This window comes from Streptosporangium sp. NPDC050148 (assembly GCF_055586505.1).
Genome location: NZ_JBVJIA010000002.1, coordinates 13,302 through 27,374 on the forward strand (window position 1 = coordinate 13,302; position 14,073 = coordinate 27,374).

A 14,073-nucleotide genomic window follows, 5' to 3' on the forward strand; every position below is an offset into this window, starting at 1 on the left:
GGCGCGAGGGCGGGCGCGAGGGCGGGCACGCGAAGGGGAGACGCGCCCGTTCCGGGGAAACGGGAGGCAGGCTCGTCCTGTGACGTATCTGACACGCTGCCGCCTGTTTGGCTCTCCCGGTCGTTCCCTCTGGCAGGATGGGCGTGATGAAGGTGCCGATTGACGGGCTGCAGGACAGGCTCACGGGGTACCTCCGCCGCAGGAAGGTCACGGACCTTCCCGGGGTGACGGCAGTGGCGAGAATCGATCGGCGGACCAAGAGGCTGACCAAGCGCCTCAGGGCCGGGGAAATCGCGATTATCGATCACGTTGACGTTGACCGGGTGAGCGCGGAGGCGCTTGTCGCGTGCGGCGCGGCGGGCGTCGTCGACGTCGCCGCGGGCATCAGCGGCCGCTACCCGAACCTGGGCCCGCAGATCATCGTCGAGGCCGGGGTGCCGTTCATCGACAACGCCACCCCCGAGCTGTTCGAGCGCATCAAGGACGGTGACCTGGTCCGGCTGCACGAGGGCGTCGTGTACCTGGGTGAGGAGGCGGTCGGCAAGGGCGACGTGCAGACCACCGAGTCCATCGAGGCCGCGATGAGCGAGGCGCGCGCCGGGCTGACCGTGCAGATCGAGGCGTTCGCCGCCAACACCATGGAGTACGTCCGCCGCGAGCGCGACCTGCTCATCGACGGGATCGGCGTGCCCGAGGTGCGGACCGTGATGGAGGGCAGGCACGTCCTCATCGTGGTGCGCGGCTACCACTACAAGGAGGACATCGCCGCCCTTCGCCCCTACATCCGCGAGTACCGGCCGGTCATGGTCGCGGTGGACGGCGGCGCCGACGCGCTGCTGGAGGCGGGCTACACGCCCGACATCATCGTGGGCGACTTCGACTCGGTCTCCACCAAGGCGATCTGCACCGGCGCGGAGCTGATCGTGCACGCCTACCGCGACGGCAGGGCGCCGGGGCTGGAACGGGTCCAGCAGCTCGGCCGCAGCGCGGTGCTCTTCCCGGCCATCGGGACCAGCGAGGACATCGCCATGCTGCTCGCCGACGACAAGGGCGCCGACCTCATCGTCGCCGTCGGCACCCACGCGACGCTGGTGGAGTTCCTCGACAAGGGCCGCTCGGGCATGGCCAGCACCTTCCTCACCCGGCTGAGGGTGGGCAGCAAGCTCGTCGACGCCAAGGGCGTCAGCCGGCTCTACCGCAGCCGGATATCCACTCCGTCCCTGCTCCTGCTCGTCGCCACCACGCTGATCACCATGGGGGTGGCGATCGTCGTCTCCCCGGTGGGCAAGATCTGGCTGGACAGCATGCGCGACGTCTGGAGCGGCTTCATCTTCTGGCTGGTCGGACTCTTCTCGTGATCGATTTCCGCTATCACCTCGTCTCCATCGTCGCGATCTTCCTGGCCCTGTCGGTCGGCATCGTGCTGGGCACCACCCTGCTGGAGGACCCCGTCATCAAGGCGAGCGAGCTGGCCGTCAACCAGTTCCGCGAGGGCAACAACGAGCTCCGCGAGCAGGTGGAGACCCTGCAGAAGCGCGAGGCCGCCAACGACGCCTTCGTCGTCGGCGACACCCCCCGGCTCGTCCAGGACGCGCTGACCGGCAAGCGCGTCGTGATCGTCGAGGCGCCCGGCGCCGCGACGGCCGTGCGCGAGGCGGCGCAGGAGGTGCTCGAGGAGGCCGGGGCGACCGTGACCGGCCGGGTCACCCTCGCCGAGAGGTACGTCGACCCCGACCAGGTGGGCTTCGTCGACAAGCTGGCGGTCGGGGCCAAGGCCCCCGAGACCGTCTTCGCGGCCGAGGACACCGCCTACGACAAGGCGGCCGAGGTGCTCGCCGGCGCGATCGTGACGACCGACCCCGGCCAGGCGGGCGAGGAGCACCCGGCGGGCGCCGGCATCCTCGACGCCTTCCAGCGTGGCGGCCTGATCAGCGTCACCGACACCCCGGCCAGGCGCGCGGACCTGGCGCTGGTGATCGCCCCGGCCGAGGCGTACACCGGTGACGACGCCGCCCAGCAGGCGCGCGCGCTGGTCACGCTGGCGCTCGGCCTGGACGAGGCGGGCCAGGGCGCCGTGCTGGCCGGTACGCAGACCGCGGCGGCGACCGGCGGGGTCATCACCGCGATCCGCGACGACGCCGCCTTCACCGAGAAGATCTCCACCGTCGACACCGTCGATATGCCCGCGGGACGGGTCGTGGTGGTCTACGCTCTCCGGGAGCAACTGACCGGGCTGGCCGGCCAGTACGGCATAGGCCCCGGCGTCTCCGGCATCGAGCCCAGCGCGACGCCGACCCCCACGGCCGCCACGGCCACCTCCGGAGGATGATTCCGATGGCTCGTCTGGCTCCCCGCTCCCTTCCCCGTGCCCTCGCGGGCGCCCTCGCCGGTGCGGCCCTCGGTGCCGTGGCCGCGCGTGCCGCCTACGCCGCGTTCACCCGCAGGCCCCCGGTCGGCGACGCGGAGACCTGGGCCCGTACCAACCACCGGGGCGAGCCGATCACCCTGCTGGAGGGGCCGGCGTTCGTCGCCGGAGCCGGGGCGGCCGCGGCCGTGACGCCCGGCCTGCCCGCACGGGTCCGCACGGCGGCGGTGCTGGCGGCGGCGGGCGCCGGGGGGCTCGGCGCCTACGACGACCTGTACGGCGCGACCTCGTCCAAGGGGTTCCGGGGGCACCTGAGCGCCCTGGCCAAGGGCGAGGTCACCAGCGGGGCGGTGAAGATCCTCGGCATCGGCGTGACGGGTCTGGCCGCCGCCGCCCTGACCTCCCGCACCCCCCTGGACGTGGCCGTCGACGGCGCCCTGATCGCCGGGAGCGCCAACCTGGCCAACCTCTTCGACCTGCGCCCGGGCCGCGCCGTCAAGGTGGGCCTGCTCGCGGGCGCCCCGCTGCTCGCCGCGGCCCTGCGCCGCGGCGATCCTGCCGGGGCCGCCCTGGCCGCGCTCCCCATGGGGGCCGCGGCCGCGCTGCTGGACGAGGACCTCGGCGAGCGGGCCATGCTCGGTGACGCCGGGGCCAACGCGCTGGGCGCGCTGCTCGGCCTGGCCGCCACCGTGAGCCTGGGCCGTCCCGGGCGCCTGGCCGTGCTGGGCACCGTGGTCGCGCTGACCGCGGCCTCGGAGAAGGTCAGCTTCACCAGGGTGATCGCGGGCAACCCCTTCCTGCACCGCGTCGACATGCTCGGCCGTCGCCCCGTGGAGCAGGCGCCCACCCCCCGATGACCAGGAGGATCGGGCAGGGCGTCGCGGGCGCGGCGCTCCTCATCGGGATCGTGACCGTCCTGGCCCGGCTCGTCGGGTTCGGCCGTTACCTGGTCCAGTCGCAGAGCGTCGGCAACCTCTGCCTGAGCACCGCCTACAACACCGCCAACTACGTGCCCAACATCGTCTTCGAGCTGGTGGCGGGCGGGGCGCTGGCCGGGATGGTGGTGCCGGTGCTGGCCTCGGCGGCCTCGCGGGCGGGCGAGGACCCGCGGGCCAGGGCCGAGGCCGGCCGGACCACCTCGGCGCTGCTGACCTGGACGATGCTGGTCCTGGTGCCGGTGACGCTGCTGATCGTGGCGTTCGCCGGGCCGATCGTCACGCTGCTGGCCGGCGAGGCGCCCGGCTGCGACCTGGCCCAGGTCGTCGAGGTCGGCACCGGCATGCTCGTCGTCTTCGCCCCCCGGATGATCTTCTTCGGGCTGGCCGTCGTCCTGTACGGGGTGCTCCAGGCCCACCGGCGCTTCCTGGGGCCCGCGCTGGCCCCGCTGGTCTCCAGCCTGCTCATCGTCGCCTCCAACCTGTTGTTCGAGGCGGTGAACGGGCGTGCCGCCGAGGACCTGTCGGCGCTGGACGACGCGGGCGCGCTCTCGCTCTCCCTCGGCGCGACCGTCGCCGCGGCGGCGATGGTGGTCACCGTCGCCGGCCCGGTGGCCCGGCTGCGGCTCAGGCTGCGGCCCTCGCTGTCGTTCCCGCCGGGCGTCGCGGCCCGCGCCCGGCGCCTGGCCACCGCGGGCCTGGCCGTCCTGGTCGCCCAGCAGCTCACGCTGATCGTCGTCGTCCACCTCGCCAACGACCTGGGCGGCGAGGGGGCGGTCGGTGTCTACACCTACGCCTGGGCGCTGTACCAGCTGCCGTACGCGGTGCTGGTGATGCCGATCGCCACCAGTTCCTTCCCGGAGCTGTCGACCCGGGCGGAGGAGGGGGACCTGGCCGGGTTCGACGCGCTGACCTCCGCCACGACGCGGGCCGTGCTGCTGGTGACCGGGCTCGCGGCCGGGGTGATGGCGGCGGTGGCCGTGCCGGTGGCGCGGGTGTTCCTGGAGGACACCCCGGGGGGCGACCCCGCGGAGATGGCCCGCGCGGTCGCGCTGTTCGCGCCCGGCCTGGCCGGGTACGCGCTCATGCTGCACCTGGCCCGCATCCTGTACGCCCGCGGGCTGGGCAGGCCGGCGGCCGTCGCCTCGGTGGCGGGCTGGGGGGTCGCGCTCGCGGCCCAGATCGTGCTGGCCCGTGCCGCGGGCGACGAGACCGAGGTGGTGGGGATGCTGGCGCTGGGCAGCACGATCGGCATGACCGTCGGCGGCCTGCTGCTTGCCCTGGCGGTGTTCCGCGCCGGCGGGGCGCCCGCGCTCGCGGGGGCGCCCCGTGCCCTGCTGGCCTCGCTGGCCGGTGGCGCCGCGGCCTGGGGTGCGGGCCTGGCCGTGGTCGGCGCCTTCGGCGAGGTGTCCCGGTGGGCGTGCGTGGCGGTCGGGACGGCCGCCGCGGTGGCGGGCACGGCCGCGTTCGCGGTCGTGGTGGCGGTGGTCGGCGGGCCGGACGCCCGGGGACTGCTGCGACGGCTCCGCGGCCGGGCCGGGGCGAGGACGACGGAGGGGACGGCAGAGAGTGCGACGGAGGGGAGCGGTTCCGATGGCTGACCGGGAAGGACGCGTGGCGCTCGTGCTGGGGACCAGCGCGGGCGGTGTCGGCCGGCACGTGGCCATGCTGGCCCGGGGGCTGGCCGGCCGCGGCCACCGGGTGGTCGTGGCGGGCCCGCCGAGCACCGAGGAGGCCTTCGGGTTCACCGCCCTGGGTGCGCGCTTCACGCCCGTGCCGATCTCCGACCGGCCCCGCCCGCCCGCCGACCTGCGGGCGGTCCTGGCACTGCGGTCGCTGCGCGGGGCCGACGTCGTGCACGCCCACGGGCTGAGGGCCGGGGCACTGGCGGCGCTCGCGCTGGCCGGGACCCCGGCGCCGCTGGTGGTGACCCTGCACAACGCGGCCACCGCGGGCGGCGCGGTCGGGGCGGTGTACGGGCTGCTGGAGCGCGTGGTGGCCCGCCGGGCCGACCGGATCCTGGTGGTCTCGCCCGACCTGGGGGAACGAATGACCCTGCTGGGGGCGCGGCGCGTCGAGGCCGCCGTCGTCCCGGCGCCCCCGCTGGCTCCCTCCGGGCGCCGGCCCGAGGAGGTACGGGCGGAGCTCGGCGCCGGAGACCGGGTGATCTTCCTGACGGTCGCCAGGCTCGCGCAGCAGAAGGGGCTGGAGACCCTGCTGGACGTGGCGGGGACGCTGCCCGGCGGGCCCGGGTCCCCCGGGCCGCTGTTCCTGATCGCGGGGCAGGGGCCGCTGCACGCGGAACTGCGGCGCCGGATCGACCGGGAGGACCTGCCGGTACGGCTGCTCGGCCCCCGCGCCGACGTCGCCGACCTGCTCGGGGTGGCCAGGGCGCTGGTGGTGCCCAGCCGGTGGGAGGGACAGCCGCTCGTCGTGCAGGAGGCCCTGCGGTCGGGCACGCCGGTGGTCGCCACCGCCGTGGGCGGCGTCCCGGCGATGGTGGGCGAGGGCGGGGTGCTGGTGCCGTACGGAAATGTGGCCGCGATGCGAGACGCGGTGGCAGGGCTGCTCGCCGACGGCGAGCGGGCGCGTGAGCTGGCCGGCGCCGCCGCCCGCAGAGGCCGTGAGCTGCCGGGCGAGAGCGAGGCGCTGGAGGCGGTGCTCGCCGTCTACGCCTCACCGTCCGGTCCGTCCGGGCCGCCGGAGCCGGAGGAACAAGGGGCGGGGACGCGATGTTGAATTAGGCGACACCAGGCCGGACACCTATACTGGCGTGGTTAGGGGGGGAGTATCCCTTCGTGGCAGTCTCGTCATCACGGTGTTGCCTCGCTCCACGAGGCCCCCGGGGCTGTCGGTCCGCACGGCCCGGTCTTCCAGCCGGGCCGGATCCATGCGGGCGGGAGAGACCTCCGGCTGTCTGTCGTGCGCGCTGCCGGAGGTTTATCAGCTGTGAGTGTTCCCACCTGGGCATGGTTCGCCATCATCGGCGGCCTTCTCGTCGTTCTCGCCTTCGATCTGTGGATAGTCGACCGCGGCGAACCCAGGGAATTCTCCCTGAGGCAGGCCGGTTTCTGGGTCGGGTTCTACGTCAGCCTTGCGGTCGTCTTCGGCATCGTGATGTGGGTGTTCGCCGGTCCCGTCCCCGCGGGCCAGTTCTTCGCCGGCTATCTCACCGAGTACAGCCTGAGCATCGACAACCTCTTCGTCTTCTACATCATCATGACCCGCTTCGCGGTGCCGAAGATGTACCAGCACAAGGTCCTGCTGGTGGGCATCCTGATGGCGCTGGTCATGCGCGGCGTCTTCATCGCCATCGGCGCCGCGGCCCTGGCCAACTTCGGCTGGCTGTTCTACGTCTTCGGCCTGTTCCTGATCTACACCGCGGTCCAGCTCGTCCGCCAGTTCGGCCAGGAGGAGGACCTCCCGGAGAACGCGGTCCTGCGCTGGGCCCGCCGCGTGCTGCCGCACACCGACGACTACGTGGGCTCCAAGGTGACCGTCAAGATCGACGGCAGGCGCATGGTCACCCCGCTGCTGATCGTCATGATCGCCATCGGCACCACCGACCTGCTGTTCGCGCTGGACTCGATCCCGGCGATCTTCGGCCTGACCACCGACCCGTTCATCGTCTTCGCCGCGAACGCCTTCGCCCTGATGGGCCTGAGGCAGCTGTACTTCCTGCTGGGCGGTCTGCTCCAGCGCCTGGTCTACCTGAGCTTCGGTCTCGCGTTCATCCTCGGTTTCATCGGGGTTAAGCTGATCCTCGAGGCTCTGCACTCCAGTGGCGTCTCCTGGGCTCCCGAGATCCCGATCTGGGTGTCGCTGTCGGTCATCGTCGTCACGATGGTCTTCACCACCGTGATCAGCCTGATGAAGGCCAGGCGCGACACCCGTGAGGGCAAGGAGAACAGCACCCCGGCGAGTGTCGAGCAGGGCTAGCGAATCGGTGCATGAGGCGCTTTGCTTGTCTCATTGCGCCTTATAAGGGCTGAGAGATGGGTAACATCCTGCCCCAAAGCGGGTAGACATACCGGTCTAATGCCGCAAGACATCACAAAAGGTTCCCTGTGTCCCACGATTCAGCAAGTCGCCGGCCAGGTCCGCTGGGCCTGGCGCGGGGCGTCTCCCCGTGGTTGCTCCCGACCGTGGCCGCCGCCGCGGCGACCTCCCTGCTCAGCCGCCGCGACCGGCGCTGGGCGGCGGCGGCGCTCCCGCTGACGGCGCTCACCGGTGGGATGCTCTGGTTCTTCCGCGACCCGGACCGGACGCCGGGCACCGGGCGGATCCTGTCCCCGGCCGACGGCGTGGTGCAGAGCATCGACCCGTGGCCGGACGGGCGCACCAGGGTGGCGATCTTCATGAGCCCGCTCGACGTGCACGTCAACCGGGCTCCGCTGGCCGGCACGGTCACCTCGATGCGGCACGTGTCCGGGGGGTACGTCCCCGCGTTCGACAAGGACAGCGAGAACAACGAGCGGGTCGTCTGGCACCTGGACACCGCGCTGGGCGACATCGAGTTCGTGCAGATCGCCGGCGCGGTCGCGCGCCGCATCGTGCCGTACGTGGCCGTGGGCGCCAAGGTCGCCAAGGGCGAGCGGATCGGCCTGATCAGGCTCGGCTCCCGGGTCGACGTCTACCTTCCCGAGGGGATCGCCCCGGCCGTCTCGGTGGGCGAGAGAACGGTCGCGGGGGTGACGGGTCTTGACCACGGCTGACGCGAGCTGGCCGCTGGACGAGACGGACGACGAGCCACGGGGGCCGGTGGGCAAGGCGTTCCGCCTGTCGGCCGCCGACTCCCTCTCACTCGGCAACGCCCTGTGCGGGTTCCTCGCGGTCTGCGTGCTGGCCTGGTCGGCCATCAGCGCGCTGCAGGAGGGCAAGCCCTTCGCGGCCGACCCCCGCTTCTTCGGCACCGCCGTGGTGCTGCTGCTGATCGGCGCCACCTGCGACCTGTTCGACGGCCTGGTGGCCAGGAAGTTCCGCGCCTCGGCCATGGGCGCCGAGCTGGACAACCTCGCCGACGTGATCAGTTTCGGGTTCGCCCCCGCCTTCATGGTGGTGATCTGGGCGGGGTTCAACCAGCAGATCCCCTTCCTGCTGGTGATGGCCGCGGCGGCGTCGGTGCTGCTGGCCGGTGTCATCCGGTTGGCGCGCTTCGCCTGCGTGAAGACCAAGAGCGGCGACTTCATGGGCCTGCCCATCCCGATGGGGGCCATGACCGTGGTCTCGATCGTGCTGCTGTTCCCGCCGTCGAGCTGGACGGTCCTGCCCATCTTCGCGGTGGCGTACCTGATGGTGAGCCGGATCGAGTACCCCAAGCCCAAGGGCAACCTGGCCGCGGGCGTGCTCGCCTGGATGATGATCAACGTGGCCTGCCTGACCATCTGGGTCGCGGGCCTGGCCGGAGGGGACACCCTGATCAAGGTCGGGGCGGTCATGCAGCTGACGATCGTGGCCAGCATCCCGCTGCGGGTGCTGATGTTCAAGCGGGAGAAGCGCAAGGAGCGCCAGGCATCGGCCGGGGTCGGCTGACCTTCTTTTCCGGATTTTTCACCTTTTTCGGCCCTGGGGCCGGGGGCCCGGGGGGATCCCGGTGGGGGGATGGTCGGGGATCCGTCATACGGATGTCCGTTCTCGCCCCCGAACCCCCGATCCGTCTTTCCCCTGGCCGGGCGATCGCGTTCAATTGCCGCATGGCGACCGAGCCGCGCGAGCACACCCGCACGTACTTCCTGAGCCTGCTCGCCCGTGAGCTGGAGCTCAGGGGCGTCACCGCGACCCTCAGGCGGAGCCCGCCGTCGCTGCGGGTGAGCGATCCCGAGGCGGCGCTGTTCTCCGAGACGGTCGACTGCGTCCCGCAGGCCGACGGCTGGTTCTACCGCTGGTCCTGGGGGGACCTGGTCGAGCGGGTGGAGGACCCGTCCGCGGCGGCGGACCGGATCCTCCGGATCTTCGGCGGTACGGCCCGCTGACGCCCGGCCGGGCCCTGCCCCTCGTCCCGTCCGCTTCTCCCCGTGCCGCCGCGGTCACCCGTCGCCGCGGAGGGTCACCAGCCGCGTTCGCGCCACTCGGGCAGCGAGGGGCGCTCGGCCCCCAGGGTGGTGTCGCGGCCGTGGCCCGGATAGACCCAGGTGTCGTCCGGCAGCCGGTCGAAGATCCGCTCCGACACGTCGGCGAAGAGCTGGGCGAACCGCTCGGGATCCTTGTTCGTGTTGCCCACCCCGCCGGGGAAGAGCGAGTCACCGGTGAACAGGTGGCCGGGGTAGTACAGGGCGATCGAGCCGGGCGTGTGCCCGCGCAGGTGGATCACCTCCAGGCTGACCACGCCGACGGTGATCCCGTCGCCGTGCCCGACCTCCAGGTCCACCGGCACCGGCAGCCCGGGCGCGTCCAGGGGGTGGGCGATCACCGAGGCGCCGGTCGCCGCGGCGACCGCCTCCAGGGCCTGCCAGTGGTCACCGTGCTGGTGGGTGGTGATGATCTTGCTGATCGGCAGGTCGCCGATGAGCTCCAGCAGCCGGTCGGGCTCGGCGGCGGCGTCGATCAGGGCGCCGTCCCCGGTCTCGGTGCAGCGGACCAGGTAGGCGTTGTTGTCGAACGGGCCGACGGCCAGTTTGGCGATCGTCAGGGCGGGAAGTTCGCGCAGGTCGGCGGGGCCGCCCACCTGCACGTCACCGGTGTACGTCACGGTCTCTCCTCGGGCGGGGTCGCGGGAAGGTGAGGGCACGGGCGGTGCCCGTCATGGTCGTCGTCTCGTCATCATCATCGCGCGCCGCCGGCGTGTGAGGGCATAAGGGGGGTGTTCGGATCGTTGAGTAGCTGAGCGGCCTGCCGTGTCCGCGAGGAAGCCGTACCCTGAAACGGGCGGGGGCCCCGAGGGCCAGGACACCGGCCCGGAAAACTGTCGGTCGCTGTCGCTAGTCTGCCCGCGACCGCTCTCAACCCTTCTATATCGACGTCGGGACTGCTGTGGCTGACCGCCTCATCGTGCGTGGCGCACGGGAACACAACCTCAAGGACGTCTCGCTGGATCTTCCGCGGGACTCTCTGATCGTCTTCACCGGGCTGTCCGGCTCGGGGAAGTCGAGCCTGGCCTTCGACACCATCTTCGCCGAGGGCCAGCGCCGCTATGTCGAATCGCTGTCGGCGTACGCGCGGCAGTTCCTCGGGCAGATGGACAAGCCCGACGTCGACTTCATCGAGGGGCTCTCGCCCGCGGTGTCGATCGACCAGAAGTCCACCAGCCGCAACCCGCGCTCGACCGTCGGCACGATCACCGAGGTCTACGACTACCTGCGCCTGCTGTGGGCCCGCGTCGGCAAGCCGCACTGCCCGCAGTGCGGGCGGGCGATCGCCAGGCAGAGCCCCGAGCAGATCGTCGACCGGGTGATGGAGCTGCCCGAGGGCACCCGCTTCCAGGTGCTGGCCCCGGTGGTCCGCGGCCGCAAGGGGGAGTACGCCGAGCTCTTCGGCCAGCTCCAGGCCAAGGGCTTCGCCCGCGCCCGCGTCGACGGCACGGTGGTCCGGCTGGACGAGCCGCCGACGCTGAAGAAGCAGGAGAAGCACGACATCGAGGTGATCGTCGACCGCCTGGCCGTGAAGGAGGGGGCGGCCAGCCGCCTGACCGGCTCGGTGGAGACCGCCCTGAACCTGTCGGGCGGGACGATCACCCTGGAGTTCGTCGACCTGCCCGAGGACGACCCGAACCGCGAGCGCTTCTACTCCGAGCACCTCTACTGCCCCTACGACGACCTGTCGTTCGAGGAGATGGAGCCCCGCTCGTTCTCGTTCAACTCGCCCTTCGGCGCCTGTCCCGAGTGCACGGGTCTCGGCGTCCGCATGGAGGTCGACCCCGACCTGATCGTGCCCGACCCGGAACGGCCGCTGGGCGAGGGCGCCCTGTCGCCGTGGGCGGGCGGCCACACCAGCGACTACTTCGTCCGGCTGGTCGAGGCGCTCGGCCTGAACATGGGCTTCAGCCTGGACACCCCCTGGGAGCGGCTCCCCAAGAAGGCCCAGAAGGCCCTGCTGTACGGCCACGACGAGCAGGTCCACGTCCGCTACAGCAACCGCTACGGCCGCCAGCGCTCCTACTACACCACCTTCGAGGGGGTCATCCCCTGGGTGCAGCGCCGCCACGGCGAGTCCGACAGCGACGGCATGCGCGAGAAGTACGAAGGCTACATGCGGGAGATCCCGTGCCCGGCCTGCAAGGGGGCCAGGCTCAAGCCGGTCTCGCTGGCCGTCACGGTCGAGGGCCGCTCGATCGCCGAGGTCTCGGCGATGTCGATCGGCGACTGCGCGGTCTTCCTGGCGGGCCTGAAGCTCTCCGACCGCGACATGCAGATCGCCGAGCGGGTGGTCAAGGAGATCAACGCCCGGATGGGCTTCCTGCTCGACGTGGGCCTGGACTACCTGACCATGGACCGGGCCTCGGGGACCCTCGCCGGTGGCGAGGCGCAGCGCATCCGGCTCGCCACCCAGATCGGCTCCGGCCTGGTCGGCGTGCTCTACGTGCTGGACGAGCCCTCCATCGGCCTGCACCAGCGTGACAACCAGCGGCTGCTGGAGACGCTGATCAGGCTGCGCGACATGGGCAACACGCTCATCGTGGTCGAGCACGACGAGGACACCATCGCCGCCGCCGACTGGGTGGTGGACATCGGCCCCGGAGCCGGTGAGCACGGTGGCCAGGTCGTCGTCTCCGGCACCGTGGCCGACCTGCTGGCCTCCGAGGACTCGATGACGGGCGCCTACCTGTCCGGCCGCAGGTCCATCACCATCCCCGCGACCCGCCGCAAGCGCGACAGGAAGCGGCAGATCACCGTGAAGGGCGCCCGCGAGCACAACCTCAAGGGCGTCGACGTGGAGTTCCCGCTCGGCGTGCTGACCGCGGTCACCGGGGTCTCCGGATCGGGCAAGTCCACCCTGGTCAACGACATCCTCTACAACGCGCTGGCCAAGGAGCTCAACGGGGCGCGCACCGTCCCGGGCCGCCACTCGCGGATCAACGGGATGGACCTGGTCGACAAGGTCGTGCACGTCGACCAGTCGCCGATCGGCCGCACGCCGCGCTCCAACCCGGCGACGTACACCGGCGTCTTCGACAAGGTCCGCGACCTGTTCTCGCAGACCACCGAGGCCAAGGTCCGCGGCTACCAGAAGGGCCGCTTCAGCTTCAACGTCAAGGGCGGCCGGTGCGAGGCGTGCTCGGGAGACGGCACCCTCAAGATCGAGATGAACTTCCTGCCCGACGTCTACGTGCCCTGCGAGGTCTGCCACGGCGCGCGGTACAACCGGGAGACCCTGGAGGTCCACTACAAGGGCAAGACGATCTCCGAGGTGCTCGACATGCCGATCGAGGAGGCCCTGGGCTTCTTCGACTCGATCCCGTCGATCAAGCGCTACCTGCAGACGCTGTTCGACGTCGGGCTGGGCTACGTCCGGCTGGGCCAGCCGGCCACCACGCTGTCCGGCGGCGAGGCCCAGCGTGTCAAGCTCGCCTCCGAGCTGCAGCGCCGTTCCACCGGACGCACGATCTACGTGCTGGACGAGCCCACCACGGGCCTGCACTTCGAGGACATCCGCAGGCTGCTGGGGGTGCTGGGCAAGCTCGTCGACGGCGGCAACACGGTCATCGTGATCGAGCACAACCTCGACGTGATCAAGACCGCCGACTGGCTGATCGACATGGGCCCGGAGGGCGGTTCCCGCGGCGGCAGCGTGCTGGCCGTCGGCACCCCCGAGGAGGTCGCCCTGGTCGACGAGAGCCACACCGGCCGCTTCCTGCGCAAGATCCTCGGCAGCTGAGGGCGGGGCCGGCGGCGGGGCCCGCCGCCGGCGTCCCCGGCACGGGTTCCGCCACGGCCCCGTGCCGGGTCCCCGGGACGGTTTCCGGGCCCAGGAGCCCCGGGCCGAGGGTCCCCGGGCCGAGGGTCCCCGGGCCGAGGGGCCCTGAGCCGAGGTCCCCGAGCCGGGGTTCCGGTGGTGGGCCCCGCGCGGGTCCCGGTGCCGAAGGACCCGGGGACGAGGGTCCCGGCGTCAGGGGACCCGGTGGCGAAGGCCCGTGTCGAAGGGGCCCGCTATGAAAGGCCCCGGCGCCGAAGCCCCCGTGGCCGGATCCCGGGGCCGCGGACCTGTCCCAGGGCGTATTTCTTCACAGTCTCCTGATGCGTCGTACGGCATGCTGAACCGTCATCGGGGTGTTGACCGTACCTGAACATGACGATCCTGGAGGAACATAGATGACTGAGACGACGCGTCGCACGGTGATGATGAGCGCCGGTGGAGCCGGTATGGCCGCGGTGCTGACCGCCTGCGCCGGGTACGGGGAACCGGCCGCCGGCGGTGGTGAGACCTCCGCGACCGCCGCCTCGGAGGCTCCCGGGAAGAGCGCGGACACCGGCGCGGGGTCGGGCTCCGACTCCGCGGCGGAGGCGCTGGCCAAGACCGCGGACATCCCCGAGGGGGGCGGCAAGGTCTTCAAGGACGAGAAGATCGTGATCACCCAGCCCACCGCGGGCCAGTTCAAGGCGTTCAGCTCGGCCTGCACCCACCAGGGGTGCGACGTCGACAAGGTGGCCGACGGCACCATCGACTGCCCCTGCCACGGCAGCAAGTTCAAGATCACGGATGGTTCGGTGGTGGACGGTCCCGCGACCAAGCCGCTCCCGGAGAAGACGATCAAAGTGGACGGCGACTCCATCACGCTGGCCTGATCCCCGTCGCCGGACTCGCCGCCGGGGGACGGGTTCCCCGGCCGCGAGGCCCGCG

The 14,073-nt window shown here is 71.9% G+C and carries 12 protein-coding genes; 11 read left to right on the forward strand and 1 reads right to left on the reverse strand.

Going from position 1 to position 14,073, the window contains the following annotated elements; all coding sequences use genetic code 11:
- The first annotated feature begins 146 nt into the window (after positions 1 to 146).
- The 9 genes from steA to ACZ6RT_RS01895 all read left to right on the forward strand — a co-directional run bounded on the left by steA (position 147) and on the right by ACZ6RT_RS01895 (position 9,272).
- Positions 147 to 1,358, forward strand: coding sequence for a putative cytokinetic ring protein SteA (gene steA / locus ACZ6RT_RS01855; RefSeq protein WP_399196833.1), 1,212 nt, complete (start codon positions 147 to 149; stop codon positions 1,356 to 1,358).
- Complete coding sequence (locus tag ACZ6RT_RS01860) at positions 1,355 to 2,329, forward strand: copper transporter (RefSeq protein WP_399196834.1); 975 nt, start codon at positions 1,355 to 1,357, stop codon at positions 2,327 to 2,329. Before steA ends, ACZ6RT_RS01860 begins: the two co-directional genes overlap by 4 nt.
- Positions 2,330 to 2,334: 5 nt before the next feature.
- Positions 2,335 to 3,222 (forward strand): hypothetical protein, encoded by an 888-nt coding sequence (locus ACZ6RT_RS01865; RefSeq protein ID WP_470151891.1) that lies wholly within the window; start codon positions 2,335 to 2,337, stop codon positions 3,220 to 3,222.
- The gene (gene murJ, locus ACZ6RT_RS01870) at positions 3,219 to 4,901 is read left to right on the forward strand and encodes a murein biosynthesis integral membrane protein MurJ (protein WP_470151893.1); all 1,683 of its coding nucleotides are present in this window, start codon (positions 3,219 to 3,221) and stop codon (positions 4,899 to 4,901) included. The genes ACZ6RT_RS01865 and murJ overlap by 4 nt, the downstream gene beginning before the upstream one ends.
- Positions 4,894 to 6,039, forward strand: a complete 1,146-nt coding sequence (locus ACZ6RT_RS01875; protein ID WP_470151894.1) for a glycosyltransferase family 4 protein — start codon at positions 4,894 to 4,896, stop codon at positions 6,037 to 6,039. The genes murJ and ACZ6RT_RS01875 overlap by 8 nt, the downstream gene beginning before the upstream one ends.
- A 210-nt stretch (positions 6,040 to 6,249) precedes the next feature.
- Positions 6,250 to 7,239, forward strand: a complete 990-nt coding sequence (locus ACZ6RT_RS01880; protein WP_399196838.1) for a TerC family protein — start codon at positions 6,250 to 6,252, stop codon at positions 7,237 to 7,239.
- A gap of 128 nt (positions 7,240 to 7,367) precedes the next feature.
- Positions 7,368 to 8,015, forward strand: a complete 648-nt coding sequence (locus tag ACZ6RT_RS01885) for a phosphatidylserine decarboxylase (RefSeq protein ID WP_344903521.1) — start codon at positions 7,368 to 7,370, stop codon at positions 8,013 to 8,015.
- Positions 8,002 to 8,832 carry a CDP-diacylglycerol--serine O-phosphatidyltransferase gene (pssA, locus tag ACZ6RT_RS01890; protein ID WP_344903518.1) on the forward strand — a complete coding sequence of 277 codons (831 nt, stop codon included), beginning with the start codon at positions 8,002 to 8,004 and terminating at the stop codon, positions 8,830 to 8,832. The genes ACZ6RT_RS01885 and pssA overlap by 14 nt, the downstream gene beginning before the upstream one ends.
- A 161-nt stretch (positions 8,833 to 8,993) precedes the next feature.
- Positions 8,994 to 9,272, forward strand: a complete 279-nt coding sequence (locus tag ACZ6RT_RS01895) for a hypothetical protein (RefSeq protein WP_470151896.1) — start codon at positions 8,994 to 8,996, stop codon at positions 9,270 to 9,272.
- Positions 9,273 to 9,346: 74 nt separating this feature from the next.
- Here the strand turns inward: ACZ6RT_RS01895 and ACZ6RT_RS01900 are convergent, their stop codons facing one another.
- The gene (locus tag ACZ6RT_RS01900) at positions 9,347 to 9,988 is read right to left on the reverse strand and encodes an MBL fold metallo-hydrolase (protein WP_399196840.1); all 642 of its coding nucleotides are present in this window, start codon (positions 9,986 to 9,988) and stop codon (positions 9,347 to 9,349) included.
- Positions 9,989 to 10,269: 281 nt separating this feature from the next.
- On the opposite strand from ACZ6RT_RS01900, the gene uvrA reads away from it, so the two are divergent.
- Positions 10,270 to 13,110, forward strand: coding sequence for an excinuclease ABC subunit UvrA (gene uvrA, locus ACZ6RT_RS01905; protein ID WP_399196841.1), 2,841 nt, complete (start codon positions 10,270 to 10,272; stop codon positions 13,108 to 13,110).
- A 434-nt stretch (positions 13,111 to 13,544) separates the two neighbouring features.
- Entirely contained in the window at positions 13,545 to 14,018 is a 474-nt protein-coding gene (locus tag ACZ6RT_RS01910) for a Rieske (2Fe-2S) protein (protein ID WP_399196842.1), read from the forward strand.
- Positions 14,019 to 14,073 lie beyond the last annotated feature (55 nt).